This window comes from Pseudomonas sp. MF6767 (genome assembly GCF_016405475.1).
GTDB classification, from domain to species: Bacteria; Pseudomonadota; Gammaproteobacteria; order Pseudomonadales; family Pseudomonadaceae; genus Aquipseudomonas; species Aquipseudomonas paracarnis.
Genome location: NZ_JAEKCY010000027.1, coordinates 52,386 through 78,314, shown reverse-complemented (window position 1 = coordinate 78,314; position 25,929 = coordinate 52,386). Strand labels below are relative to the sequence as shown.

Sequence of the window (25,929 nt, the reverse complement as noted above, 5' to 3'; positions counted from 1 at the left end):
ATGCGCGACCTCTCTGTGACCTGCGCTCCCCGAACAGTAATCTTCAACAACCGACAATTTCGCCTGCTCTGTGTACTTTTTCATGACACCCCTGGATGTTGATGTCCAACATTTCGGGGTCAGATCAAATTTGGGTGGACACCATTTCTAGCCTTTTAAGCGGGTCTTTCTATGCAGCCACAACGCCGATCCTATTCCAAATCCTTCAAGGCCCAGGTAGTCCAAGAGTGCGCTCAGCCCGGCGCGTCGATTGCCAGCGTTGCGTAGCACCACAGCCTTAACGCGAACCTCGTCCATAAATGGATTCGGGTACAAACGAACGAAGTCACGCAGCTACAACCTGCTTTCATTCCGCTACCTTTACAGCTCGCCGGAGGGCATTCCCAGGTTGCGTCATCGAGCATCTGCGTTGAAATCCAGCACTCGCGTGGCACGGTCAAAGTGAACTGCCCCACTGAACATGCGGCTGAGCTTGTCGCTACTCGTGTTCATTGCGATGATGCGACCCTCTGTAACTGGCGCAACGTGGAAGGCGGCAAGCAAGGATGGCAAGTCAAAAAGGTCGACTCAGGCCAGGAAAATGCAAAGTGGTGTTCTTCGATTTGGAGTTTTACGTTCCTGAGAAGAAGCGCACAGCATCGGGTTTCTGCTACAACCCATGGGACAAGGATTGCAGGTTCATCGGTGGCTCATTCCTGGTGGCTAACCCCGAGCGGGACTTCAGCATCGCAAAATCCGAAGTCCTTAAGAAGACCAAATCCTTCTGGCTATGGGAGCATGCGACAGAGAAGGAGATGCTTGAGCATATCTATGCCTTACTCAAAACAGCATGTGACCAGGTGAAAAACGCCCATGATGGTGCGGTGTCCGCAATTTTGTGCGGGATCGGAATTACCTCCTCAGACGTTCCGATTCTGTTCGAGCTGTTCAAACGCTTTCATATCCTTTCGAATCAGCAAGCCTTCGCGTTCCAAAACAGTTTTCGAGTCGTAGACCTTTCCCTGCTCGTCATCGGGACGTTCAACAATCCTAGCAACCTCTTATATCCAAAGTCCAAAAATCACATTCTGAATAAATACATGTACGGGACGAAATTCGAGCCGGGCAAAAGCGTTTGGCAGCTCTATGAAGCTGATAACCATGCTGAGATTCAGAGCCGCGTGCTGGATGAAGTCTATTCCACCCATAAATGCTACGAGTTGATTCAGTCAGAGTTCGAGTCGTTCAAGAAGCTCGAGGCAAGGAGCAAAAGGCAGGAGAAGCTTCTGAGCAAGGCCAGGGAAGCTGCGACTGAGGTTTCCTCTGAGGTTGAAGCCGCTGACTGACGTCAACAAAGCATCCAGTGAACATAACGTCAGCATTCTGGCATTGGTGATGGGTATACCCGCTTTTAGCGGACACAACTGCCTTATCACCATGATGTCTGTACCAATGACGCATTCAAGCGTAATGCCTGGACGACAAATGCAATATGCAAATTTTTCACATTGCTTACAGATCAGTCTGCGTCTGGTGGCCTTTTACTCCCTCGGACTTTGACAGATGAGCTCGCCGGACGCTTACGAGCTTCCGGGATTGTCATAGACAACACTCCAAGAGAAAACGTGAACAGCACACCTCAACAGCTGAAAGGCATTCCAATTGGTATCCCAAATAAAAAACAAACCGTTTATTAATCATAATAATCAATAAGATAAAAGCCAGGTTCAAATTACCCCGGCCACCACTTCATCATCTAAAGACGTCCACGGACGTCTTTTTTTTTGTGCCTGAAATCCAGTAAATGCCATGGCCTCCGGCGTCACCTACGGCCTACCCCAAGTCTGGCGACTTCCCGAAAATTCCATTGAAGGCCTAGCTGTGCTGGTTGAGTTCGACATCAGTTACGAATTTTGTAGGTGATTTCAGAGCCAGATAAGAAGGTAGGTGTCCTAAACCTCCGAGCCCTGAGGGATGCTAGGCATGCGCCCCATAATATTTGGCTAGCGTCTTCCGCCAGCAAGCTGCAGGGCTTCCCCCAGCACGTCGAACCCAAGGTACAAGCAGCCACCTGTCGAACAAAAACCTCGCGCACAAAAGGAAAGCTCTTACAATCCATCTCTAAAATTCTGACGTGTCTCCTCGGTCACATTAACCGCTGGCACCAAGAGGCGAGTCTGTGAGTAAGGTAGATGGAACACTCGAGCAGTTGGTCGACGTGAAGAATCTTGCAGCATCGCTGCAGCGCTTTGCCGATGATCGCGACTGGCAGCAATTTCACTCACCAAAAAATCTTCTCCTGGCGCTCACAGGAGAGGTAGGTGAACTCTGCGAAATTTTCCAATGGATGAGCGAGGCTGAATCAACGGGTTCAGCAAATCGTCCCGAAACCGCCCAGGCCGTGAAGGACGAACTGGCTGACGTGCTTATGTACTTGGTCCGCTTGGCCAGCGTGCTGGGCGTCGACCTCAACGAAGCTGTAACAAGCAAGCTCGCCCTGAACGGGCAGAAATACCCTGTCGACAAAGCTAAAAGCACCAGCAAAAAGTATGACCAACTCTGACCCATTGGGCTCTAAGGACCACTCGTGATCGTTTACGCTGCCACCAAACAACAATTCCTCAAAGATAGCGATAACGACGATATTGAAGATGTGATCCTCAGGCACTTCAAAGAAGCCACCGGCAAGAAGGTAGGAGCTTCGGAGATTAGATCCTGGCAGGGTTCACTGGCTTATATGGCCAAGGTGCTTCGAGACGACGGCCTGCCCAACAGCGCCGGCCTGGCTATTGAACTGCATATCCCTCAGTCATCGAAGCGAATCGACTTTTTGCTGACAGGCCGCGATGAGAATCAGGCTAAAAATGCGGTATTGATCGAACTGAAGCAATGGAGCAAGGCCAGCGCAACCACCAAGGATGCAATTGTCAAAACGGCGCTGGGTGGAGGTCTTGTCGAAACTATTCATCCGTCCTACCAGGTCTGGTCGTACGCCGCGCTGCTAGAGGGCTTCAACGAAGCCGTCTACGACAAAAGCATCGAAGTACGCCCCTGTGCCTACCTCCATAACTATGTCAGTGATGGCATCATCAACTCTGCTCACTACGAAGCCTATACCAGCAAAGCGCCCTTGTTCCTGAAGGGCCCCGAAGAGCTTGCAAAGCTGCGAAGTTTCCTCAAGAAACACATCATTCATGGCGACAACAAGGAGGTTCTTTACGAACTCGCCAGCGGAAAGATTCGCCCGTCCAAAGCACTGGCAGAGGCGCTGAGTGGGCTAATGACAGGCAAGCCTGAGTTCGTATTGATTGATGATCAAAAATCAATCTTCGAGTCGGTGCTCGCTGCCGCAAGTGAGGCCTCTATTGAAGCGCCGAAAGTGTTGATCATCGAAGGCGGACCGGGTACCGGAAAAACAGTATTAGCGATCAACTTGCTTGTGAGGCTCACTGCCTTGAAGCTGTTGAGCAAGTACGTCTCAAAAAATGCTGCGCCGCGCAAGGTGTACGAGAGCAAGCTGGTTGGCACCGTCAAACGTAGCCATTTCTCCAACTTTTTTTCCGGGTCGGGAGCCTTCATCGATACCGCGCCCAATACGTATGACGCACTCATCGTTGACGAAGCTCACAGGCTCAATGCGAAAAGCGGGCTTTACGGAAACCTGGGTGAAAACCAGATCAATGAGTTGATCAAATCAGCGAAATGCTCGATTTTCTTCATTGACGAAGACCAGCGCGTGACTTTAAACGACATTGGTAACAAGCAGGCTATCCGCGCCTTTGCCGAAGCCAAAGGCGCAACTGTGGAGGAATACATACTATCTTCCCAGTTCCGTTGCAGTGGCTCTGATGGCTACCTGGCGTGGTTGGATGATGTATTGGAGATTCACTCGACAGCCAACCCGCTGCTCGATACCAGCGAGTATGAGTTCAAGGTGTTCGACTCCCCTCAGGCGATGCATGCGGCTATCGAGCAGAAAAATCACGGAAACAAGGCTCGCGTTGTCGCGGGTTACTGCTGGCCTTGGCTCAGCAAGAAAGACTCCAAGGCCGCTGACATCGTTATCGGCAATGACTACGCACGCCAATGGAATCTGGATCAGGATGGCAGCTTGTGGATCATCGCTGAGAATTCCATTGAACAGGTCGGTTGTATCCACACCTGCCAAGGGCTGGAAGTTGATTATATTGGAGTTATCATCGGACCAGATCTAGTCGTGCGTGATGGGCAGGTGGTGACGTCGCCGCATGAGCGAGATAAGAACGACAAATCGATTCGTGGCTGGAAGACTCTGATGAAGAAGCAACCTGCTCTGGCGCAGCAAGAGACAGACCTGATCATCAAAAACACGTATCGAACATTGATGACTCGTGGGATGAAAGGCTGCTACCTGTACTGTACTGATCAGGAGACCGCGCAATACTTTGAGGGCCGACTTGCCGGGTACAGTAACGGCTAATGGGCCCGCCGGTAGGATGTCACTATCCAGGGTTCAGCCTCACAACCGTAGGCTGAACACAGTAGAAAACTAAGGCTCGATTACCCATCGCCCGCGCAACATACCTCTCAGTTCATCAACGCTCAGCGTCATATCCCGCTTGCGGTGGACCACGGCGTGACAGTTGGCGCACAACGTAACGAGGTCAGTCTCAGGATTCACGGCTTTCTCACCACCGAAGTCCGAAATCGGCACTATATGGTGAACGTGAATGAACCCCTTCGCGTGCTCGCCGTACGCCTTTTCAAAATCAAAGCCACATGCCTTGCAGTCAAGCCCGTGGATAGCAATGGCCTTCACCCTCAAATCTTTCCGGCGTTCGTAACGGGTTCCAAAGTAACTTGATTTGCTGCCTTCATTGGCCGATTCAAAGGTCAATGGATCGCCTTCGATATTTGGTGTGCCCTGGTCGGCCTGGGAAGACAGGAGCTTCGCATGACTTAGGATTGCATCGTAATCCAGTTGGGAAATGGACCGAACTCCGTCACGCCAATAGTTGTTCACGCGAGTAGCGGGGATCGTCTCCAGGTACGCTCCGTTAATTTTCGAGGGGATAGCGCCTTCAAACTGAGTGAAGTTTTCGATCAAAGCAAAAAGGTCACCCTTATCACTCCTCAGGTCTGCGTAGACCTTACCGATGCGTGCCATACCAAAATAATGTGGATCGGCGCTGAGGCGGGCAGAAGCAAAGGTTTTGTCCTGGATGCGTCCTTTGTAATAGATCACTTCGGTTCCTTCAGCAAGCCAGGCTTGGTACCGCTTGGGGAAGTGATAGACAGCGCCGGTCTCGTCTTGCCATTGCGATGTGTCGTTTTCAACGATGACTGCTGGCATTCCATTTCCTCTCGACTGATGGCAAAAGCCTACCAAAAAAGAGGAAACTTCTTACAAAATATTCCAGCTCAACTTTTATAAATTAATAAGGTGAAAAAACTTTTCAGCTTCCCCCGGAATTAACAAAAAAGACGTCCAAAGACGTCTTTTTTGTACCTGGCATTCCATCAACCACAATGCTAGTGTCGCCCCATGACTACCTATTGCCTCACCTCGACAACCACCACCACGACCGCATCAAGCGGAGCGTGCGAGGTGTCGTGAGCCAATAACCAACGAACTTCAAAGGCCCGCCAGCGATGGACAGGGCCTTTTTTATGCCTTGTGTCGCTGGTTCACTCGCAAGGAGATGCACCTATGTACGCCCTGTTAATACTGGATATCCAAGTCGGACTCATCCACGGCCCGGAAAAACCCTGGCGCTGCGACGAGCTGTTGGAAACGCTCAACACCCTGATGGACAAGGCCCGCAGCGCAGGCGCGCCAATTTTTCTCGCGCGTCACATCGGCCCCGCTGGCTCGCCAATCGAGTCGGGCAGCCCGCTTACGCTGATTGCAGAGGAAATGAAGTTGCTGGGTGGGGAAGTGGTGTTCGAAAAGCGTCGGCCTAACGCTTTTGCGATGACTGACCTAGCTGACAGTCTGCGCTCTTGCGGCGCCACCGGCGTGGTAGTCACCGGGATGAAAACGCAATACTGCGTCGACAGCACCTGCCGTGCTGCGCGTGACCTTGGCTTCGATGCGGTGCTTATCGCCGACGGTCATACCTGTTCTGACACGCCCTTGATGAAAGCCGAGGCCATCGTGGCTCATCACAATGCCACGCTCAATGGGCCGTTCTGCCAGTTGGTTCAGGCTGAGGACTGGAGCTTTTAACAGAGCCTGACGACGGGGACGCCAACAGGGCCGAGCTTCGGAAGCTTCCCGCAAGTTGCCGCGCTGTTGGTGAACTGGCGCAACCCCCTTCACAACGCTAACTTCTTTGCGTCGCTGGCGATCAGCGACCGGCTTTGACAGGCCGAAAAGTGTAACCTTTCACACCCCGTGATAAGGCGGCATGCTTACGCATTCCGCTCCGTTCATGGCGGCTGTGCGTGGGGCATCTTCGGGTGCGCCGGGTTCCTACACTTCCGGTCTGTCAACCCGCGTACAGCTGCCACCCAATCCTGTTTGACAGCAGGGGGAGGCAGCTCCTTAAACAGTGTAGGAGCTTCATCGTGAAAAAGATCACCCCCAATCCCCCAACCACCCTCTTCACCCTCGCCGAAAACATCCACCCCGAAACCCTGCTAATCCAAGCCAGCGAAACCCTCGCCTCCCTCAACGCCATGACCACCGACCTAGCCTTCGAACTTGAAGGCGCGCACCGCCACAAGTTGCTCGCCGCCCAACAATTGATCGTTCTGGGTGAGCTACTGGTAGAACGAGTCTTGAACACCCAACCATTCACCAGCCAGACGCCACAGCCCTAAAACACGCAAACGGGCGAGACGCCTCACCGCATCTCGCCCGCTGGCATCCCCTCACACTTCCCATTACCCTGACGGCCTTTATCAGACAACCGGAAGTCAGATACCCGTGCTCAAGCCCTTTGCCATCATCGCCCTCTCCGTCATGCCCTTACTCGCAACAGCCGCCGATCTGGCCGGGGTTTGGCAAGGTACTTTGGGCAAGTCCGCTATCACCGTCTGTTTCAACGGCGCCGACGGGGAGCATGGCAGTTATTACTACCAGCGCATTCGTACCCCGATTCAGCTGACCCAGGCCAACGACAACGCCCCGTGGGTGGAGGAAGGCAACACAGGTTTCTGGACCCTGCAAAAACCTCAGGGCGATGCACTTTCTGGTGCCTGGAGCAAAACCGATGGCGGCTCGCCGCTGCCACTGGCCCTGCGCCGCATTGGTACGGACGGCTGCGGCAGCGATGCCTATAACGCGCCCATGGAAGCCGCGCCGTTGCCGATCAAGACCGAGAAGAAAACTTTCCACAACCACACCTACCAGCTCAAGACCCAAGGCCCCCGCGTCACGCTCAAGCTGGAGGGCGATGGCCCGGCGGTGCAGAAGATCAATCAGCAACTCGCCGCCCTGGCCGTCAATGACGAAGATCTAACCGACTATTTTTATGAGCGGCGTGAATACCTGGGTCGAAACGGCTCGGTCTATACCAGTGAGATCGAGGTTGAGCCTGCCTATTGGTCATCGCAATTTCTCACCGTGCGGTTCTACCGCTGGGCCGCAGGCCAAGGCGCCATGGGCATCAGTTGGGGCCTGCACTCCTGGAACTTGCAAACCGGCGAGAGTGTGGACCCATGGGCCTGGCTCGGCGGCCATCAGCAATGGCATGACGCCTATTCCGGCCATTTGAAGCTGCCGGCCGCCTTCAGCACTTGGCTGGCCAAGCAAACCACCACCGACGAGGGCTGCCCCGCGATCACCGATTACTCCAACTTTCACCTCAGCTTCAACACCCAGGGCCTGCAACTCTCGACACCGGCCAATGGTGACGGTTGCGACAACGACTTGGCCTTCACCTGGGAGCAGTTGGCGCCGGTGCTGACCGCACAAGGCAAAGCGGCGGTGCCCAGCTTGAAAATGCCCTGACGCGCCGGAGAAAAACCCTACGGCCGTTCACCAAAGGTTAAGAATCGCGCTCGTATACTCCCTGACTACCCATGACCGGTCGCCCGATCGGTCTCATGCCTCGGTAGCCAGATTCCATGACGCGCCCTGCTCCCCTGCTGCTCTTGCTTGCTGCTCTGTTGTTCTTTTTCGCCCTCGGCAACCACGAGCTGCAAGGCTCTACCGAAGCGCGGGTGTCCGGGATCGCCATGGCGATGCACCTGGACAATGACTGGGTGGTGCCGCGCCTGTTTCGTGAACCCTTTCTGGAAAAACCACCCCTGAGCCTGTGGCTGGACGCCGGTGCGATTCGCCTGTTTGGCGCCAGCACCGGGGCGGTGCGCCTGGCGTCGGCGTTTGCCGGGTTGTTCAGTGTGATGCTGCTGTACGGGATGCTGCGGCGGTTTGGGCGGCCGCAGACGCTGGCGTTCAGCGCTGCGCTGATCCTGGCGACCATGGCCAGTTATTGGGGCAATGTGCGGGGTGTGGGTGAGGACTCGTTGCTCAGCCTCGGTGTCACCGCTGCCCTGCTGGGGTTTTACCAGGCGGTACGGCCCGAGCGTGAAGGTTCGAGTATCTGGGCTTGGGCGTTGTTTACCGCCGGGATGGTCATCGCCACGTTGAGCAAGGGCGTGTTGGGCCTGGCGATGCCGGGCATTGTGATCTTTGTGTACTTGCTCAGCACCAGCCTGATGGATAAACGCCTGCGGCTGGGCGATTGGTTCAAGCCGGCGCTGTTCACCTCGTTGGCGTTGGTGCCGTTGCTGATCTGGCTGGGGTTTCTGTTTCAGCGCGGCGGGATGCAGGCGGTGGGTGAAGTGTTATGGACCAATAGCGTCGGGCGCTTCAGTGGTTCGTTCGTAGAGGCCGGGCATTACGAGCCGTTTTACTATTACCTCGCGAAACTACCCGAGGCCTTCCTGCCCTGGAATATTCTGGTGTACCTGGGCCTGTGGCACTTCCGCAAAAGCCTGGTGCGCAACCGCTACCGGTTGTTTTTCAGTGTGTGGCTGGTGGCGCAGTTCACCCTGCTGACCCTGGCTTCCAGCAAACGCACCGTGTATTTGATGGCGCTGACGCCAGCCGCCGCGGTACTGGCTGCCGAATATGCGCGGGTGCTGCTGGAGTGGGCCAAAGACCATAAGCCGGGGCTGTACCGCTACCACCGGCAGATCATCGGCGGAGTTTTCAGCCTGGCGATCGCCTGCTACCTGAGCGCGGCGTTCTGGTTTGCGCCCAAAGCCGATGTGCGCCATTCATTCGTACCCGTGATCAGTCAGATCCAGACCCTGCAAGACGAGGGCAGGACGGTGGCGATGTACCAACCCAACGAACGCATCGACGGCGCCAGCGTGTTCTACCTGCAGGCCTACTTGCCGATCCTGAACACCGAAGCCGAACTGCGCGCCTTCCTCAGCGCCAAGCCCGGCAACGTTGCATTGACAGACCACACCGACCGGCTGAACGAGAAGGTTACGGTGATCAAGCAAATGGCGGTCAACCGCCAGCCTTATTACTTCGTGGAGCAGTAAGGCCGGCGCGGGGTATCAATGCTTGGTGAGTTTGTCCAGGTAGCCCATGGCAAACGCCGAGACCACGAACGTCATGTGGATGATCACGTACCACATCAGGTGCTGTGGATCGACGTTCTTGGCGTCCATGAAGATGCGCAGCAGGTGGATGGAGGAAATCGCCACGATGGAGGCCGCCACTTTCATCTTCAGCGACGACGAGTCCATGGTGCCCAGCCAGTTGAGCTTTTCCTTGTTTTCATCGATATCCAGCTGCGAGACGAAGTTCTCGTAGCCGGAAATCATCACCATCACCAGCAAGCCGCCCACCAGGGCCATGTCGATCAACGACAGCAGCAGCAGGATCACTTCGGCTTCCAACATGGTGAAGATGTTGGGAATCACGTGAATGATTTCCTGGAAGAATTTCAACGCCAGGACCAGCAGGCCCAAGGACAGCCCCAGGTAGATCGGCGCCAGCAGCCAACGCGAGGCGTACATCGTATTTTCGATAAAGCGTTCCATTGAATCTCACACAGCTTGGCTAAAAATGGCGCCGAGTATACCAGCCGCCACCCGGCCCCTGTCACCGCGAGAAAACTGACCCAAGTGGCATCTGTAAGAGAATTTTTCTGCTAGTGTCGAGGCCATTCACTCGGCTCGATGATGTCGGACAGGAAAACTCAGATGATGGATGTGCGATCCCCTTTGGCCACTCTCGGCCTGTGCGCGGCGTTGCTGATGGCCAGCGGCTGCTCCCCCAAAGAAGAGCAGAAGCAGGCGACCCTCGAAGAGAAAACCACGAAGTTCGAACAGTCCCTGGACACCATCCAGGACCCCAAGCTGCGCGATGCCATTGCGGACCTGGGCGGCTCGCTGCTGTTGCTGGAACGTGCGCGCGTCAAGCTCGCCAGCAAGCCCATCGAAGCCGAATACGGCGAAGACAGCCTGGCCCTGCTCAAGCATTACCCTACGCCCCAAGCGCTGGTGGACACCTACATCAATGGCCTGTTCGTACTGCGCAAAACCTCGCACTCCGATTACCTGACGGATTTGCAGCCGGTCTTCCCGTTCAACTTCAACGCGCCGGACCAGTTCCCCTTCCCCCATGGCCTGGAATGGCAGTCGGTCACCCTGAGCAACAATAAAGTCATTCCCTTCCAGCCGGAATGGTCAGAAACCGACCCCGGCATCCAACTGAGCCCCAGCAGCTCCAACCTGACCAACCCCGACGACCTGACGGTGACCTACCCGTTTATCGAAGGGATCGAGACGGAAAACAAGAGCCAGCCACAACCCATCAGCCTCAAGGGCGCGGTGGAGGTGATCACCCCGGGCAAGGTGCTGACGTTCGACCTGACCAAACAAGACGTGGGCCATAAACGCACCGACGGCAACATCACCCTCAACCTGCTGACGCTGGAAAAGAACTACGCCGAGATCGAACTGACCAACAGCCAACCCCTGGCCGCCGAGGTCGGCGACGCGTCACCCAACCCGCTGCTGGTGCAGGCACGGGACAGCACCGGGCAGTTTCTGACCCGCTCAGGCTCGATCAACGAGAGTGCCGCGCAGGTGGCGTTCTATGAGAAACAACTGGCCGAGATGCAAAAACAAACCGCGTGGTCAGATGCCTTCGATAAACAGCTCACCGACGCGCAAAAAGCCTTCGAGCGCCAGCAGACCAGCCATTACGCCAAGGTGTATTTCAACGGGCTGATCGATAACCTGCAGGTGAATGTGCTGGATTTCTCCAAGGCCACGCTCACCCGTAAAGACCTGGACCTGCCGGTAATGCGCTTTGACAGGAACAGCCTGCAAAAGACCGTACAGCCCCTGCCAATGCCGGTCACGGTGTATGACGACGGCGCCGCCAGTTGGCTCAAAGATGCCTCGATGACCGAGGACCAACTGAAAAACAGCGTCACCATCAGCCAATCAACCGAAGACGCCAGTGCCGCAAAAATCGTGTTCGACCACCCGTTCACCTTCAATGACGACCTGGTCGGTGCCGAGCGCAACAACAGTGACGCGCCTATCACCTTCTTCACCGCCGACGACAAGGGCGAGCGCGGCGAGCCTATCGAGCTGCCGACCGAGGCTTTCGAGCTGAACGCAGTAAGCGGCACGCTCACCTACGACCTCAACCTGTTCCCGGAAACACCGGCGTTTGTGGTGGGCTCGGTACCGTTGTTTCTGGCCACCATCGAGAAGGCCACGATTGACGCCGCCAAGCTGCCCAAGGGCCTGTCGCTCAAGGACAACGCGCTGATCGTCGACCAGAAGGACTTCCCCGCCGACAGCTGGCGCTTCTACGCCAAGGATGCCAGCGGCAATTACCTCAAGGAGATTCTCGGTGTCAGCCACCGCGCCGAGGAATACGGCACGGCGATGTTTGACGTGCATTACTTCTACGGCCAGCCGACCACGCTGGAAAGTTACCAGCGCACCGACCTCAGCACCGTGCAGTACGGCTTTGAGGTGAAGCTGGACAAGCCTGAGAGCAAATAGCCCTGGGTGGACGCCGTGCGTCCGGGGCGGCGTTACCACGCAGAGCGTGGGAACGATCCTCAGAGGGCCAGCCGCTCCTGGCCGCCATTGAGTTGGCGCAGATGGGCCTGCAGGTGCAGGCACCAGATCTGCGGCTCGTCCATTTGCTCGTAGCCGTGCAAGGTCAGGCTATCAACGATGGTGCCCAGCATGCGTTCTGCCACGAAGGGCCCATGGAACGGGCCCTGGGATTTGACAGTGGAAGGCTGCTCGCCCGACATGCCGGCGGCAAACAATAGCGTCCACATCCCGTTATCCCCGGCAAGAGGGCGAATGGAGCATTCGATACGGGTGACCAGGCCCAGGCACTGGCGAGTAAGGCAAAGGTTGCGCGACATGGCGGCGCCCCTCGGTAGATCGGTGTTCAGCCCCAGCGCAAGGCGAAGCTGTTTCTATCCTGCGACTCCTGTGGATATCCCTGACTCTGAGAATAGAATAAAAACGCGACAAACCAAGGTTGTAGGGACCAACGGGCGTTGGTCCCTGAGGGTCGAGTCAATTTTGTGGCACGCTAAACGTTCCCAAAAACACCACGGACCAGTGTGGGAGCTGGCTTAAGCGGTCATCGCCTTATGTAGGAGCGAGCTTGCTCGCGAAAAACGGCAACGATAACGCGTGTTTGCTGAATGAACGCGGCGCCTGAAAGTTTTTCGCGAGCAAGCTCGCTCCTACAAAAAAGTCTTAACTGACTGGCCTTAAGGCAAGCCAGCTCCCACCTTGACCGAGTGATGACAGCAATCAGGTTGGCTTGGCTTCTGCCAACGCCTGCTGCGCCAGCTCCTTCTCCGCCTCCTTCAAATCCTCATCACTGATCATCTCGGCAATCGCCCGCAAGCGCTCCACCACCCGCGCATTCACGGTGCCTTCCGGGAACTGCCCCTCGGCGTCCGGCTCACCGGCATCCTCGCCCACCAGCAGGCTCAAGGCCTCATCCGCTTGGCGCACTGCATAGATGTGAAATTGCCCGGCACGCACGGCCTGCAACACCTTCTCGTCGAGCATCAGCGTGGCCACGTTGGCCTGAGGGATGATCGCACCCTGCTCACCGGTCAGCCCGCGGGCTTCGCAGAGGCGGAAGAAGCCTTCGATCTTCTCGTTGACCCCGCCCACCGCCTGCACTTCACCAAACTGGTTGATCGAGCCGGTGATGGCAAAGCATTGCTTGAGCGGCGTCTTCGACAAGGCCGAGATCAAGGTGCATGCCTCGCCCAGGGACGCACTGTCGCCGTCCACATACCCGTAGGACTGCTCCAGGGCAATACTGGCGGAGATGGCCAACGGGAATTCCTGGGCATAACGGCTGCCCAGGTAACCGGTGAGGATCATCACGCCCTTGGAGTGAATCGGCTGGCCGAGGTTAACTTCGCGTTCGATGTCGACAATACCGCTACCGCCCGGGTATACCGTGGCGGAAATCCGCGCCGGCACGCCGAATGCCGAGTCGCCGACCTCCAGCACCGTCAAGCCGTTGCACTTGCCCACAGCGGCGCCGGCGGTGTCGATCAAGATGACGCCAGCGAGCATGTCGTCGAGAATCCGCGCCGACACGCGGCCGGTGCGCGTGGCCTTGGCCTTGAGGGCGCGCTCGATATGCCCGGCATCGGTCATTTCGTCGCCGGCCAGGTGGCGAATGAAATCCGCCTCGCTGACCAGCTGGAACAAATCACCAATACGCGCCGACAAGCGCCCCTGATGTTCGGCCAAGCGTGCGCTGTAAGTCGCCAGGCGCGCCACCGCGTCCGAGGTCAGTGGCGCCATGCCTTCTTCCGAGGTACGGGTTTTGAGCAACTGGGCGAACTGCTCCAGGCTCTCGTCGACCATGGGGATGTCTTCGTCGAAGTCCACCAGTACGCGGAACATCTCCTGGAAGTCCGGGTCGGCGTCTTGCAAGGCGTAATACAACTGGCGCGAGCCGATGATGATCACCTTGACCTGCAAGGGAATCATCTGCGGGTTGAGGGTCACGGTGGCCAGGCGGCCGAGTTCGCCCAAAGGCGATTCCATCTTCAGCTTGCGCGATTGCAGGGAACGCTTGAGCGCATCCCACACAAAGGGCTCGCTGAGCATTTTTTCGGCTTCCAGGATCAGGAAACCGCCGTTGGCGCGGTGCAACGCGCCGGGACGCAACTGGCGATAGGTGGTGTAGAGCGCGCCCTGGTCGGTGCTGTATTCGATACGGCCGAACAGGTTGTCGTAGGTCGGGTGCGGTTCAAACACCACCGGCGCGCCACCGTTGACCGAGTGGCCCACCACCAGGCTCGGGCAGTATTGCTCTTCGAGCAGCTTGCGCGCCTGGGCGTCGGTCTTGGCGTCGTCCACCAATTGCTCCACCACGGTTTTGAGCAGGTACACCTGCATGGCCTGCAGGTAGCCACAGACGCCGGCATTTTCTGCGTATTTTTCCGACAATGGCGCCAGCAAAGGCTGCAGGGCCAGGGTGATGGTTTCTTCGTTGAACTGGCGCAGCTGGTTGTTGGACTCGCGCTTCCACTGCGGCAGGCTGGCCAGCTCTTCGTTGAGGCGTTCTTCCAGCTCGGAGATATCGGTGTGGAAGCGCTCGCGATCGGCCTCCGGCAGTTGCGAAAACTCCGCTTCGTCCAGCGCCTTGCCGTCGAGCATCGGCGTAAAGGCGATATTGGAGCTGTCGCGGTACAGCGCCACGTCTTTTTCCAGGGCCAGGCGCTCGATCACGTCCAGCGCCTTGTCGTAGCGCTGGTTGAACGCTCGGTCGATGGCGCTTTTACGCTGTTGATAAGTCGGGTGTTCGAACACCGCCGGGAAGGTGGCGACCAGGTTGTCGACCAGGCCGTTGATATCGGCGATAAACGCCGCGGCGGCGCCACCCGGCAATTCCAGGGCGCGAGGCTCGCGGGGCTCATCGAAATTATTCACATAAACCCAGTCCGCCGGGGTTTGCAGGCGCTTGCCTTCGGCTTTCAGGTAGCGTTTGACGAACGAAAAGCGGCCGGTGCCCGGCTCGCCCATGACAAACACGTTGTAACCGGGGCGTGGCATGGCCACGCCGAACTGCAAGGCTTCAACCGCACGTTCCTGGCCAAGCACACCGCGAAAGGGCTCCAAATCATTGGTGGTCGAGAAGCTGAACTGTTCAGCGGAGAAAGGGCGAGTCAGCGCTTCGGGCGCTAGACGCAAGCTGGCAGCAACAGGATCAGGCATCGGGCTTCCTTACATCAGGCGGGGCAGATGGGGCATTCTGGCTCCCGGTTGAGCGCTCTGGCAAGGCGCGCTTTCGGGAAAGCATAGCCACCGCACGCGTCCTGCAAAAAAATCGCCCGCCACTGAATGTTTATAAAAAAACACGGAACCCTGGGAACGTGCCTAAACTCCAAACTGCGCGGGTTGGACTAATAACTGGCCCCTAGGGTGCGTTGAGCACCTGAACCCTTGTCCATTGGTTTGCACACAAAGAGAACAAAGCTATGAAACGGATCCTTCTTGGTACTCTCTTCACCGTCGTCTCCCTCAATGCAATGGCAGAAGCACCAGGTGGCCCGAACTGCGGTTGGGGCAACATGTTGTTCGAAGGCCAGCGCGGTACTCCGGCCCACTTCCTCGCCTCCACCACCAACGGTACTTCGGGTAACGCCACCTTCGGCATGACCTCGGGCACCAACGGTTGCAGCACCAACAGCGCCCTGACCTACGGCGGCAAGTCCTGGATTGCCATGAATGGCATGATGAACGAGCTGTCCGAAGACATGGCCAAAGGCAACGGCGAAGCGCTGACCACCTATGCAGTGGTACTGGGTGTTGCCCCGGAAGATCGCGATCACTTCGCGGCCGTGACCCACGAGCACTTCCAGCAGATCTTCAGCAAGGCTGACGTGACCGCTGACGACGTGCACAACAACACCATTGCTGTACTGAAAAGCGATGCCCGTCTGGCGAAATACGCAACCCAGGCTTAAGCTCGACCTGCCCGCGCCTTTCGAGGCGCGGGTTTTATTTTTTCGACCCGCCCACCTTGGGTCTTTTTTTCCGTCCGACTTAAGTAGCCCCCATGCTCAAACGCCTCGCTTGCCTGGCTCTCTTCGCCTGCGCCCCGCTGCATGCGGCACCGCACCTCGACGATCAACGTTTGCAGCAACTGGCCAATGATCCATTCTGGCTGTCGCTGGGGCACTACGAAGCCGGCAAAGTCAGTGGCTGGCGCAGCTATGTCAGCGACAAGAAATTCTTCATCGCTCCCGATGGCGCACACCATCCGGACGCCGAACTCAAGGCCACCGTTGATGCGCTGTATGCACCGGCCAGCCTGGGTGAAAAGCACGCCCAGTGCGTTTACCCCGCACGCACCCGCTGGCTCAAGGCGCAGTTGCAACTGAACGACCTGCCCGCCCTGGAGTGCAAAGAGTTCACCCAGTGGTTCAAGGACGTCGCGCCCCATAGCGCAGTGATGATCTTCCCGGCGGCCTACCTCAACAGCCCGTCGTCGATGTTCGGCCACACCCTGCTGCGCATCGACCAGGCTGACGTGCAAAGCAACAACACCGCCCTGCTCAGCTATGCGATCAACTTCGGTGCCTATATCGAAGGCTCCGACAACAGCATCCTCTATGCCTGGAAGGGCTTGATGGGCGGTTATCCGGGCCTGTTCGCCCTGGTGCCCTATCAGGAGAAACTCTCGGAATACCGCAGCCTCGAAAACCGCGATTTGTGGGAATACCGCTTGAACCTCACCGAGGTCGAGACCAAGCGTATGGTCGAGCACGTGTGGGAGCTCAAGCAGATCCAGTTTGATTACTTCTTCTTCGACGAAAACTGCTCCTACCGCCTGCTCGAACTGCTGCAAGTGGCCCGCCCTGGCCTGCGCTTGACTGAGCAATTCCCACTCACCGCGATCCCTACCGATACCGTCAAAGCGGTAAAAGATGCAGGCCTGGTGGAAAAGATCGACTATCGCCCCTCCCGTGAACGTGAACTGCTGGAACGCGCCAAGCCACTCGATAGCGATGAGCAACAGTGGGTGCTGAAAATCAGCGACGACCAAAAGCAACTGCAGGAACCGGCATTCAAAGCACTGCCCCGCGAGCGCCAGGCACTGATCGTGGATGCTGCTTACCGCCTGGGCCGCTACCGCGCCAATGGCCTGGAGCGCGACGCGACACGCTCCCAGCGCAGCTTCGAACTGCTGCGCGCGATCAACCAGAACCCGGCACCAGACCTGAAAATCACCCCGCCTGGCCTGCCGGAAAACGGCCACGAGTCGCGCACCTGGCAAGCCGGCATCGGCACCCGTGGCGACAAAGCCTTCGGCGAATACGGCCTGCGCATGGCCTACCACGACCTCAACGACAACGCCGAAGGCTTCCCCCTGGGCGCGCAAATCGAAATCCTGCAAATGAAATTGCGCCAGTACGAGGGCAATCACTGGCAGCTCCAGCAACTGGACCTGGCCACCATCCGCTCGCTGACGCCACGCAATGCGCTGCTGCAACCTTGGTCGTGGCAAGTCACCGGCGGCCTGGAGCGGGTGCCGGGCAAACACGACGACGAAACCCTGGTCGCCCACGTCAACGGCGGCGCCGGTGGCACCTGGCAACTCTCCGACGACATGCTCGGCTTCGCCCTCGGCACCGTGCGCGTGGAGCATAACAACGACTTCAGCGAAGCCATCTCCCCGGCGGCAGGGTTCAACACCGGCGTGCTGTGGAAAAACCCGTTGGGCAACCTGAGCCTGGAAGCCAAGGGTGATTTCTTCACCAACGGCGAAGTGCGGCGCAGCATCAGCCTCAACCAGCAGTGGGAACTGTCGCGCAACCTGGGCCTGCGCCTGAGTGCCCAGCGTGAGTACAGCCACCTGTCCACACCGGTAAATGAAGTGATGCTTGAGGTGAAGTGGTACCACTACTGATTAATGAGTGCGGGCTTGCTCGCGATATACGGTATATCAGCCAAGGTTCAAGTGACTGACGCACCGCCATCGCAGGCAAGCCAGCTCCCACAGGTTTTATACTCGGCCCACAACTTTCTGACCTGCCTTTCACACCGCCCCAACAAATCCCCTTCTAGACTTCCCTTATCAGCCGTAAAACGGCCAGGGAGTACGCCATGTGGCGGTATGCGGTCATGCTGTGCGCGGTGGTGGGGTTGTCGGGTTGCCAGTCAACCCATCAGGAATTGCTGGCCAAAGGTTATCCACCCGCCTTCGCCGATGGTTTCGACGACGGTTGCAGCAGCGGTCGCCAGGCCGCTGGGGTGATTACCGGGACGTTTCGCAAGAATGTGCCGCGTTACCTCAAAGACCGGCCATACGCCGAAGGCTGGGAAGATGGGTTTCGCCAGTGCAAGGCCATGCGCGAGAGCCAGGAACTGCGCGATTACGAGGAAAACCGCAGGGACGACCGCGAACACGATTGGCAGCAGGAAAAAGATCGTGACGCCGCCAAAGCCTATCGCTCACGCTGATCGTTCCCACGCTCCGCGTGGGAATGCCGCCCTGGACGCTCCGCGTCCGCTCGCGAGGTCGTGACGCGGAGCGTCACAGGATGCATTCCCACGCGGAGCGTGGGAACGATCAGCGCCGGTGGGAACGATCAGGCAGCGAACGTGGCCCAACCTTCATAGGAAGGAGAACGCCATGAGCCGAGCTTTTGTAAATGAAGATAACGCGGCGGCCCAGGCTGATCAGCCGGTGGAGCGTCAGGTCAGCGCGCAACCTAACCGCCTGACCGCGCAAGGGTTGGCGCAATTGCAGACCAAGGTGGCACAGTTGCAAGGGGAGCACAGCGACGAAGCCGCCAAGGGCGAACAGGCTGATAAACAGCGTCAGGCTGACCTTGAGCGGGACCTGCGTTACTTCAACCAGCGGGTGCAAAGCGCTCAGGTAGTCGCGCCGGCCACGTCCACCGAAAAGGTGCAGATCGGCAGTTGGGTCACGTTCGCCAACGAGCAGGACGAACAGCAGCGCATCCAGTTAGTCGGGGAAGACCAGGCCGACGCCAACGCAGGCTTGATCAACTGGGGCTCGCCCCTGGGCCGTGCTTTGTTGGGCGCCCAGGTGGGCGACGAGGTGCTGTGGCAGCGCCCCGTCGGCGATCAGTTGATCGAAGTGCTGCGCATCGAACCCGAGGCCTAGACGATACCCTGGGCCAGCATCGCGTCAGCCACTTTCACGAAGCCCGCGATGTTCGCGCCCTTGACGTAGTTGATGCGGCCGTTTTCTTCACCGTAATGCACGCAGGCATGGTGGATCGACTGCATGATGTTGTGCAGCTTGCTGTCCACTTCCCCGGCGGTCCACAGCAGGCGCATGGCGTTTTGCGACATTTCCAGGCCGCTCACCGCCACGCCCCCCGCGTTGGACGCCTTGCCCGGCGCAAACAGGATGCCCGCGTCGATGAAGATATCCACAGCCTCCAACGTGGTCGGCATGTTCGCGCCTTCGGCCACGCAGAGGCAGCCGTTGCGCAGCAAGGTGCGCGCAGCGTCGGCGTCGAGTTCGTTCTGGGTGGCGCACGGCAGCGCGATATCGCAGGCTAGTTCCCAAGGCGCTTGGCCTTTGCGGAACTCCAGGCCGAAACGTGTGGCCAGTTCACTGATACGCCCGCGCTGTACGTTTTTCAGCTCCAGCAGGGCCGACCATTGTTCTTCGGTCAAACCACTTTCGGCGTACAGGGTGCCTTCGGAGTCCGACAGGGAAATCACCATGCCGCCCAGGTCCATGACCTTGCGCGCCGCGTATTGCGCCACGTTACCGGAGCCGGACACGGCCACACGCTTGCCTTCAACCCGCTGGCCTTGGCGCTTGAGCATTTCCTCGGCGAAATACACACAGCCGAAACCGGTGGCTTCAGGGCGGATCAGGCTACCGCCATAGGTCATGCCCTTGCCGGTCAGCACTGAGGTGAATTGATTGCTCAGGCGTTTGTACTGGCCGAACAGGAAGCCGATTTCCCGTGCGCCCACGCCGATATCACCGGCCGGTACGTCCACGTCCGCACCGATATGGCGGTACAGCTCGCTCATGAATGCCTGGCAGAAGCGCATCACTTCGGCGTCGCTCTTGCCCTTGGGGTCGAAGTCCGAGCCGCCTTTGCCGCCGCCCATGGGCAGCGAGGTCAGAGAGTTCTTGAAGGTCTGTTCGAAGGCGAGGAATTTCAGCACACCCAGGTTGACTGAGGGGTGAAAGCGCAAACCGCCTTTGTAGGGCCCAATGGCGCTGTTCATCTGGATACGGAAACCGCGATTGACCTGGACCTTGCCATGGTCATCCACCCACGACACTCGGAACGTGATCGCGCGTTCCGGCTCGCAGATGCGCTCCAGGATGCCCGAGGTCAGATAGTGCGGGTTGGCTTCAAGAAAGGGCCACAGGCTGCGTAGAACTTCTTCTACAGCCTGGTGGAATTCCGGTTGGTCCGGGTCGCGTTTCTTGAGGCGGGCAAGGAAGGAATCGACGGATTCGGTCATGAACAGTCTCGGCAAATTGATTGTTGTTAAACGGAGATTGAGCCGGACTTTATCAATTCGTTTCGCACCGCGACAGGGCAAAATGTCGCCTTTGTGAAATTAAATGGTGCAATAAGTATAAATAACTGCCTTTTTTTGCCCTTAAATGGGGATTTCACTCTGAGTTTTGCACCAACAGGTAGGCCGCCATCGCAGGCAAGCCAGTTCCCACATTTGATCGAGTACACCGGTCATGTGGGAGCTGGCTTGCCTGCGATAGCGGCGGTGCAGTTACAGATGCAGCGACTGACCCACCGCTTTCGCGAGCAAGCCCGCACAGCATTTGCCCACAGACTCGCGCAGGGCACTAGCGCGTGCCCGGCACCAGGTCGAGTATCTCGTCAATGCCCAGGCAACGTGACTCCAGTTCCAGCGTCCTGCCATTGGCGAGTATGCCGACGGCGGTATCGCGCATGGCCAGGTAGGCACTGCGCAACATGTGATTGGCATAAATCACCGCGTTGAAACCTGCTCGCTCCAGCACCTCGAACTTCAGGTGAACATAGCTGGTCGGCACGCAAATCAGCGGTACCCTGGGCCGCTGCAGGCGAAACTGCCGGGCGAATTCCAGGATTTCCAGGCCATCCTGCTTGCGGCTGTGGATCATGATGCCATCCGCCCCCGCCTCGACATACGCCAGGCACCGTGCCATCGCCTCTTCCATGCCGCGATTCAGAATCAAGCTTTCACACCGGGCAATCATCATCAGCCCTGAGCCGGTGCGACTCGTGCACCCGGCCTGGAGCTTGGCGCAAAAGGCCTCGATGGACTCCTGCGCCTGGTCGACCTCGATGCCCAAGAGTGAGTTCTTCTTCAGGCCGCATTTGTCTTCGATCACCACCGCCGAGACGCCCGCACGCTCCAGCATCTTGATATGAATCGCCAAATGTTCGGCCTTGCCGCCGGTATCGGCATCGAATATCAGCGGCAGCGAGCACACATCGAATATTTCGCGAATCCCCGGCAACCGGTTACTGGGCGAAAGGATTTCGATGTCAGGTAACCCGCGCTGGGTCGAGTCGGTCAGCGAACTCGACCAGATGGCATCGTACCCCACCGTATGCCCTGGGCTGATCTCCAGCCTGGCGCGCTGCGCGAGCAACGCCGATATCGGGCTATGGGCTTCGAGTACACGCAGGCAACGGTTGCTATCCAACAGCGCCGACAGAGGGCGTCGGCGCGCTTCGGTATCCATCATAGGGTTCAGGCTCCTTATCAGCGGCACAACAAGGGTTATCGAACAGCCTCAATCCCATGCGGGCTGTTCGCACTTGAGCACCGACGCCATCTTTTGCAGATGTTCGCAGGCCCTGGCCACGTACTCCTTGGAGAGCAGTGCGATACGCGCGTAATCCACGGCCTGCCCGGTGGCGCTGGCATACAGCCGCAACGCCTCAGCGGCATGCTTGAAGTGGCGTGCTTCCACGCTGCCGCAATGCACACTGAGAAAACTCGCGACGCGGCTGGCCTCACCGGCGCTATAGCCCCGTACATCGCGCAACCACTGCTTCCATAGCGGGGTCATCAGGTTGTATTCGCCGGTATTGAACAACTCCGTCATGGCCATCATTTCCAGCGCTTCGATGAGTTGCGGCGCCAATGGGCGTTTTTCCCCCACCCAACCGGAGAACTCTTTGGTAATCGGGTTGAGGAATTTGTCTTGCAGGCGCCAATCATCGGAGCCGCAGATGGCCGAAGCCATGCGGTAATACAGCTTGGAATGGTGCGGATGCCCATGCATTTCACCCAGCCCGATGTCCTCGACAATGATCTCCCCACAATGGGCCGCCGCTTCGAGCATTTTCAACCGGGCGTCATCCGTCAACGATGCCGACTCCTGGAGGATGCGCACGATGATGCTCGAGACGGCATGGGCGGCGCCGTCCGGGCTACGCCAGCCACAGAAGAACGTACACAGTGACGACTCGCTCCAATTACTGGAGGTCATGTCGACATAGGTCTCGCAGTACGTGTCCAGCGCGGCGGTTTGACTGTTGAAACCGCTGAGCAGGGCTTGGGCCAGATGTCCGTCCTCGACATCCACCAGCGCCTGGTTCACGTACCCGATAAATTGACGGCTCAGATTTTCCACGGCTTATATCCTTTTAAGGTGGGGTTAATGCGTAACGATTTCTGACATGAAACGAGCGAAGCGCGTGAGGCCCTCAATCAGCGCTTCACGCTCAACGGCGTAGGAGATACGGATGCTATTGCCGTCACCACAGCCAGAGCCTGGCACTACCGCGATATGGGCCTCGGTCAATAACAGATCGGCCAAGTGGTCGACGTCACGAATAACGCTGCCCAGGTAGCGGCCCCCCAACTTGCGGGACACATCGATAAACAGATAAAACGCCCCTTCCGGCGGGGCGCACCGAATGCCGTCGACATGCCCCAGGCAGGTGCAGGCCGCAAGCAATTGCTGGTCGAGGAAGGCATTGACCTGGCGGGTAAAGTGCGGCGCGTCCGCCATCAGGCTGCCGAGCGCAGCATATTGGGACAGGCTGCTGGGGTTGGACGTCGTATGCCCTTGCAGGTTGTGCATGGCGGCGATGACTGGGGCCGGCGCGCACGCATACCCTACCCGCCAGCCGGTGACCGCGTGGCTCTTGGAAAACGAATCGACCAGTACCGTCTGATGTTTGAGCGGCGCAAACAGCGACACGATGTTGTGATGTTCATGGGGCGCGCGCACCAGTTTGCGGTAACACTCGTCGAACACTACCCAAAGCCTGTGTGCGAAGGCGAGCCGGGCAATACCCAACAGTTCTTCGCGCTGATAAACCGTGCCTGTCGGATTGTTCGGGGTGTTGATCACAATCATCCGGGTACGCGGGGTCAGGGCCTTCTGGACCGCTGCGCAGGTGAGGCGATAGTCATCCGCAGCCGTGTCGACATAGACGGGAACGCCACCGGCCAGTTGGATCTGGGTGGGGAAGGTTTCCCAGTACGGCACCGCGACGATGACTTCATCCCCCGGATTGAGCAGCACCATTGCAGCGTTGTACAGCGCCTGCTTGGCACCCGCGGTCACCGCTATTTCATCGGCGGCGTAATTCACCCCGCAGCGCTGAGTGACCTGCTGCGCCAGCGCGTGGCGAAGCTGGGGCAGGCCGATGGGCGGCGTATAGCGGTTGCGGGCGGTGGCGAGCGCATCGGTCGCGGCGGCTTTCATCACCGGGCAGGCATCGAAGGACAATTCGCCCGCGGCAAAGTTGACCACGTTGATGCCGGCTTCTTTCAAGGCATTGGCTTTACTGCGCATGCTGGACGTGCCGGGTGCGCTGAGACGTTGCGCACGCTGGGACAACGGCAATGACACGGCAGAGGGTTCACTGTTATTCATTGTTATACCTGCCAGAACACGTTGGAACGTTCGTTCGCCCTACCGGGCTTGGGCCTCCAGCCCTTGCTGAACCCGCCAGGACAGCGGCAAGGTCAGCAACAGGGTGGCGGCCAGCAACAGGACGGCCATGGGCACACCGGTGGCATCCCCAAGGCTGCCGAACAGCACCGGCGCCAAGGCGCCGCCACCGATGGTGCCGGTGTAGAACACGGCGAACGCCTGGTCGCGCCTGCCCGGCCCTGCCAGGTCCGGGACTGCGCCGTACAGCACCGACGACGTGCCGTTCAGCGCCAGCCCCAGCAGCGGCAACATCACCATCAAGCCGGCGTAGGGCAAGTACACCGCCATGACAATCAGCACAGCCGTGGTGAACTCCGTGGCCCATACCGTTTTCATCATGCCGATGCGCGCACCGAGGTAACCGCACAGCAATTTGCCGAAGGCGCCGCCGACGAACAGCATCGTCAGCGCCAGGCCGATGCCCGCAGGCCCGGCGCCCTTGGCCTTGAGCAAAAACGGCAGGAACGTGAGGAAACCCATGCGCACGGCGCTGTCCAGCGTGCCGGTCACGATCAGCGCACGCAGGCCGCTCGCGGAGCCGGCGCCGGCGCCCGTACGGGTGGCTTTCACCGGCGCCGCCGAAGCCTCGGCGCGTGCCGGGATCAGCCACCACAACAGGCCTGCCGCCAGGAGCCCGAGTACACCCAGCAGGGTGACACTGGCGCGCCAACTGATGACCGCCAGCAACAGGCCGATCAACCCCGGGATCAAGGTCTTGCCGATATCGCCGCTGAAGTTGTACTGCGACAGCGCTTGTTTGACGCCTCCGCCGGCCTCGTGCGTATCGGTGATCAACGACGAGGCCAGCGGGTGCTGCGTACTCGCGCCGAGCCCGCCCAGCAGCAGCGCCAACAGCAACACGCCCAGCCCGCCAGCCTGGCCGGCCAGCAGGTAGGCCAGTCCCGCCAACGCAGTGCCACCTACCAGCAAGCGTTCACGCCCCCAGCGTGCGGCAGCACGGCTGGCCAGTAACTGAAAACCGGCCATCATGCCCGCGTAAGCACCACGCAACAGGCCGATCTGGGCGTAGCTGAGGCCGAACTGCGCTTGCCAGATCGGCAACAGCACATAAATCACATCGGTCAGCCCATCGTGCACGGCATGCGCGCCGCAGCCTGCCACCAGAGCGCGGCGACGCACGCTGACCGGGTCCGGCGGCGACAACGATGGCGTTGCGGTCTGCTTCAGGGTGTTCATCTGGGTCAGAGGCTCTCAGGCAAAAAGGCCGGGTTAACCCAGCAACTGCGCACAGTCGCTCATCACACTGGCTTTACGCTGCAGGTATTGAGCAAAAATGTCGCGCGCCGTGGCGGGGTCCACTTCAATCTGCATGGCAGTGGTGAACTCATTCACCGCCGCCACCGCATGGGCGAAATGGTTGCTCTCGGTACCGCCGGTGTGCACCGTGACCCAGGCCACCGTCGCCCGGGATTTCTCCGGCGGCACGCCCATGTCCCGCACGAACCACTGCGAGTACAGCGGGTGGATGAATTCCACTTCGCCGTGGGTGTACACCTCGTGGATCAACGTGGTCAGCAACCCCTGCAACAGGTCGCGATCACGCAGGCGGCGGGTGTCGGTCCAGTCCTTGAACGCCTGTGCCGAGGGCAGGCAATTGTCCTTCAATATCCACTGGTCATCACCGCACAGCGCGGTGGCCATGGTGTAGAACAGGTCCGCGTGCAAGGTATTACCCAACGCGCCCAGATCTTCATCGGTGATGCGTTGCAGGCTGCCGCAGGCGCGGTACAACTGCGCGGCGGCGGCGGAGCCTTCATCGGAGCGCGCCAGCAAGGTAATGCGGTTGGCCAGGCCGGACACACTGGCCGCCGAATTATTGGTCTTGGACCAACTGGCGAAGAACTTGCGCAGTACCGCCGGCGAATGCCGACGCGAGGTGAGTCGCGCAAAAGCGTCTTCGATATCCACCAGTGCGTCTTCCTGAGCCCAGAAGGCTTCGAACAGCGCGTGGCGCAAGGCACCGGCCGGCATGTCGTTCAATACCGGTTCGATGAGCTTCAACAACTGGCTGCGCTTGATCACGGTGTTAGTCATGT

23 protein-coding genes are annotated in these 25,929 nt (G+C 58.5%); 13 read left to right on the top strand and 10 right to left on the bottom strand.

Translation table 11 applies throughout. The features are described from left to right. Positions 1–171: 171 nt before the first annotated feature. The 4 genes from JFT58_RS30895 to JFT58_RS27485 all read left to right on the top strand — a co-directional run bounded on the left by JFT58_RS30895 (position 172) and on the right by JFT58_RS27485 (position 4,438). Positions 172–267, top strand: a complete 96-nt coding sequence (locus JFT58_RS30895; RefSeq protein ID WP_150804654.1) for a transposase — start codon at positions 172–174, stop codon at positions 265–267. Between the two features lie 812 nt (positions 268–1,079). Next, a complete protein-coding gene (locus tag JFT58_RS30700) occupies positions 1,080–1,325 on the top strand; it encodes a hypothetical protein (RefSeq protein WP_042608884.1) in 246 nt (81 codons plus the stop codon). Positions 1,326–2,158: 833 nt separating this feature from the next. Beyond that, complete coding sequence (locus JFT58_RS27490; protein ID WP_054896136.1) at positions 2,159–2,542, top strand: nucleotide pyrophosphohydrolase; 384 nt, start codon at positions 2,159–2,161, stop codon at positions 2,540–2,542. A 24-nt stretch (positions 2,543–2,566) separates the two neighbouring features. Further along, complete coding sequence (locus tag JFT58_RS27485; protein ID WP_054896137.1) at positions 2,567–4,438, top strand: DUF2075 domain-containing protein; 1,872 nt, start codon at positions 2,567–2,569, stop codon at positions 4,436–4,438. Between the two features lie 69 nt (positions 4,439–4,507). On the opposite strand, the gene JFT58_RS27480 is transcribed toward JFT58_RS27485, so the two are convergent. After that, on the bottom strand, positions 4,508–5,311 hold the full coding sequence (locus tag JFT58_RS27480) for an HNH endonuclease (RefSeq protein WP_054896138.1): 804 nt from the start codon (positions 5,309–5,311) through the stop codon (positions 4,508–4,510). A 357-nt stretch (positions 5,312–5,668) separates the two neighbouring features. On the opposite strand from JFT58_RS27480, the gene JFT58_RS27475 reads away from it, so the two are divergent. The 4 genes from JFT58_RS27475 (at position 5,669) to JFT58_RS27460 (ending at position 9,465) form a co-directional block, all read left to right on the top strand. Beyond that, on the top strand, positions 5,669–6,187 hold the full coding sequence (locus JFT58_RS27475) for a cysteine hydrolase family protein (protein ID WP_054918006.1): 519 nt from the start codon (positions 5,669–5,671) through the stop codon (positions 6,185–6,187). A 341-nt stretch (positions 6,188–6,528) separates the two neighbouring features. Further along, entirely contained in the window at positions 6,529–6,783 is a 255-nt protein-coding gene (locus JFT58_RS27470; RefSeq protein ID WP_054896140.1) for a DUF6124 family protein, read from the top strand. 106 nt (positions 6,784–6,889) lie between these two features. Further along, positions 6,890–7,915, top strand: coding sequence for a hypothetical protein (locus JFT58_RS27465; protein ID WP_054896141.1), 1,026 nt, complete (start codon positions 6,890–6,892; stop codon positions 7,913–7,915). Between the two features lie 116 nt (positions 7,916–8,031). Then, positions 8,032–9,465 (top strand): ArnT family glycosyltransferase, encoded by a 1,434-nt coding sequence (locus tag JFT58_RS27460; protein WP_054896142.1) that lies wholly within the window; start codon positions 8,032–8,034, stop codon positions 9,463–9,465. Positions 9,466–9,480: 15 nt separating this feature from the next. Here JFT58_RS27460 and JFT58_RS27455 read toward each other — a convergent pair whose 3' ends face one another. After that, positions 9,481–9,969 carry a TIGR00645 family protein gene (locus JFT58_RS27455; protein ID WP_014719996.1) on the bottom strand — a complete coding sequence of 163 codons (489 nt, stop codon included), beginning with the start codon at positions 9,967–9,969 and terminating at the stop codon, positions 9,481–9,483. Between the two features lie 162 nt (positions 9,970–10,131). On the opposite strand from JFT58_RS27455, the gene JFT58_RS27450 reads away from it, so the two are divergent. After that, positions 10,132–11,955 (top strand): hypothetical protein, encoded by a 1,824-nt coding sequence (locus tag JFT58_RS27450; protein ID WP_082423356.1) that lies wholly within the window; start codon positions 10,132–10,134, stop codon positions 11,953–11,955. Positions 11,956–12,014: 59 nt separating this feature from the next. Here the strand turns inward: JFT58_RS27450 and JFT58_RS27445 are convergent, their stop codons facing one another. Both JFT58_RS27445 and JFT58_RS27440 read right to left on the bottom strand, forming a co-directional pair. After that, on the bottom strand, positions 12,015–12,332 hold the full coding sequence (locus JFT58_RS27445; protein WP_003194269.1) for a PA4575 family protein: 318 nt from the start codon (positions 12,330–12,332) through the stop codon (positions 12,015–12,017). 400 nt (positions 12,333–12,732) lie between these two features. Continuing rightward, the gene (locus tag JFT58_RS27440) at positions 12,733–15,171 is read right to left on the bottom strand and encodes a Lon protease family protein (protein ID WP_034126964.1); all 2,439 of its coding nucleotides are present in this window, start codon (positions 15,169–15,171) and stop codon (positions 12,733–12,735) included. Positions 15,172–15,434: 263 nt separating this feature from the next. Between JFT58_RS27440 and JFT58_RS27435 the strand changes: the two genes are divergently transcribed. The 4 genes from JFT58_RS27435 (at position 15,435) to JFT58_RS27420 (ending at position 19,093) form a co-directional block, all read left to right on the top strand. Further along, complete coding sequence (locus JFT58_RS27435) at positions 15,435–15,923, top strand: DUF3015 domain-containing protein (protein ID WP_003194274.1); 489 nt, start codon at positions 15,435–15,437, stop codon at positions 15,921–15,923. Positions 15,924–16,015: 92 nt separating this feature from the next. Next, entirely contained in the window at positions 16,016–17,869 is a 1,854-nt protein-coding gene (locus tag JFT58_RS27430) for an Lnb N-terminal periplasmic domain-containing protein (protein WP_054896143.1), read from the top strand. A 197-nt stretch (positions 17,870–18,066) separates the two neighbouring features. Then, positions 18,067–18,423 carry a hypothetical protein gene (locus JFT58_RS27425; RefSeq protein WP_054896144.1) on the top strand — a complete coding sequence of 119 codons (357 nt, stop codon included), beginning with the start codon at positions 18,067–18,069 and terminating at the stop codon, positions 18,421–18,423. Positions 18,424–18,595: 172 nt separating this feature from the next. Beyond that, complete coding sequence (locus JFT58_RS27420) at positions 18,596–19,093, top strand: GreA/GreB family elongation factor (RefSeq protein WP_054896145.1); 498 nt, start codon at positions 18,596–18,598, stop codon at positions 19,091–19,093. Here the strand turns inward: JFT58_RS27420 and gdhA are convergent. From gdhA to JFT58_RS27390, 6 genes are all read right to left on the bottom strand, one after another. Beyond that, positions 19,090–20,427: an NADP-specific glutamate dehydrogenase gene (gdhA, locus tag JFT58_RS27415; RefSeq protein ID WP_054896146.1), complete on the bottom strand. Its 1,338-nt coding sequence runs from the start codon at positions 20,425–20,427 to the stop codon at positions 19,090–19,092. The two genes, JFT58_RS27420 and gdhA, sit on opposite strands and share 4 nt — an antisense overlap. A gap of 346 nt (positions 20,428–20,773) precedes the next feature. Beyond that, entirely contained in the window at positions 20,774–21,664 is an 891-nt protein-coding gene (aepX, locus tag JFT58_RS27410) for a phosphoenolpyruvate mutase (protein WP_054896147.1), read from the bottom strand. Positions 21,665–21,712: 48 nt separating this feature from the next. Beyond that, positions 21,713–22,558, bottom strand: a complete 846-nt coding sequence (locus tag JFT58_RS27405) for a hypothetical protein (protein ID WP_054896148.1) — start codon at positions 22,556–22,558, stop codon at positions 21,713–21,715. 24 nt (positions 22,559–22,582) lie between these two features. Continuing rightward, entirely contained in the window at positions 22,583–23,812 is a 1,230-nt protein-coding gene (locus JFT58_RS27400) for a pyridoxal phosphate-dependent aminotransferase (protein ID WP_054896149.1), read from the bottom strand. A gap of 39 nt (positions 23,813–23,851) precedes the next feature. After that, the gene (locus JFT58_RS27395; protein ID WP_054896150.1) at positions 23,852–25,069 is read right to left on the bottom strand and encodes an MFS transporter; all 1,218 of its coding nucleotides are present in this window, start codon (positions 25,067–25,069) and stop codon (positions 23,852–23,854) included. A gap of 33 nt (positions 25,070–25,102) precedes the next feature. Next, positions 25,103–25,927, bottom strand: coding sequence for a hypothetical protein (locus JFT58_RS27390; RefSeq protein ID WP_019818016.1), 825 nt, complete (start codon positions 25,925–25,927; stop codon positions 25,103–25,105). Positions 25,928–25,929: the final 2 nt, after the last annotated feature.

Excerpts from the sequence above, each read along its gene's own strand:
- JFT58_RS27450 (WP_082423356.1), top strand. The coding sequence starts at position 10,132 with ATGATGGATGTGCGATCCCCTTTGGCCACTCTCGGCCTGTGCGCGGCG.
- JFT58_RS27395 (WP_054896150.1), bottom strand. The coding sequence starts at position 25,069 with ATGAACACCCTGAAGCAGACCGCAACGCCATCGTTGTCGCCGCCGGAC.
- JFT58_RS30700 (WP_042608884.1), top strand. The coding sequence starts at position 1,080 with ATGTACGGGACGAAATTCGAGCCGGGCAAAAGCGTTTGGCAGCTCTAT.
- JFT58_RS27455 (WP_014719996.1), bottom strand. The coding sequence starts at position 9,969 with ATGGAACGCTTTATCGAAAATACGATGTACGCCTCGCGTTGGCTGCTG.
- JFT58_RS27435 (WP_003194274.1), top strand. The coding sequence starts at position 15,435 with ATGAAACGGATCCTTCTTGGTACTCTCTTCACCGTCGTCTCCCTCAAT.
- aepX (WP_054896147.1), bottom strand. The coding sequence starts at position 21,664 with ATGATGGATACCGAAGCGCGCCGACGCCCTCTGTCGGCGCTGTTGGAT.
- JFT58_RS27445 (WP_003194269.1), bottom strand. The coding sequence starts at position 12,332 with ATGTCGCGCAACCTTTGCCTTACTCGCCAGTGCCTGGGCCTGGTCACC.
- gdhA (WP_054896146.1), bottom strand. The coding sequence starts at position 20,427 with ATGACCGAATCCGTCGATTCCTTCCTTGCCCGCCTCAAGAAACGCGAC.
- JFT58_RS27390 (WP_019818016.1), bottom strand. The coding sequence starts at position 25,927 with ATGACTAACACCGTGATCAAGCGCAGCCAGTTGTTGAAGCTCATCGAA.
- JFT58_RS27480 (WP_054896138.1), bottom strand. The coding sequence starts at position 5,311 with ATGCCAGCAGTCATCGTTGAAAACGACACATCGCAATGGCAAGACGAG.
- JFT58_RS27425 (WP_054896144.1), top strand. The coding sequence starts at position 18,067 with ATGTGGCGGTATGCGGTCATGCTGTGCGCGGTGGTGGGGTTGTCGGGT.
- JFT58_RS27400 (WP_054896149.1), bottom strand. The coding sequence starts at position 23,812 with ATGAATAACAGTGAACCCTCTGCCGTGTCATTGCCGTTGTCCCAGCGT.
- JFT58_RS30895 (WP_150804654.1), top strand. The coding sequence starts at position 172 with ATGCAGCCACAACGCCGATCCTATTCCAAATCCTTCAAGGCCCAGGTA.
- JFT58_RS27475 (WP_054918006.1), top strand. The coding sequence starts at position 5,669 with ATGTACGCCCTGTTAATACTGGATATCCAAGTCGGACTCATCCACGGC.
- JFT58_RS27430 (WP_054896143.1), top strand. The coding sequence starts at position 16,016 with ATGCTCAAACGCCTCGCTTGCCTGGCTCTCTTCGCCTGCGCCCCGCTG.
- JFT58_RS27440 (WP_034126964.1), bottom strand. The coding sequence starts at position 15,171 with ATGCCTGATCCTGTTGCTGCCAGCTTGCGTCTAGCGCCCGAAGCGCTG.
- JFT58_RS27460 (WP_054896142.1), top strand. The coding sequence starts at position 8,032 with ATGACGCGCCCTGCTCCCCTGCTGCTCTTGCTTGCTGCTCTGTTGTTC.
- JFT58_RS27420 (WP_054896145.1), top strand. The coding sequence starts at position 18,596 with ATGAGCCGAGCTTTTGTAAATGAAGATAACGCGGCGGCCCAGGCTGAT.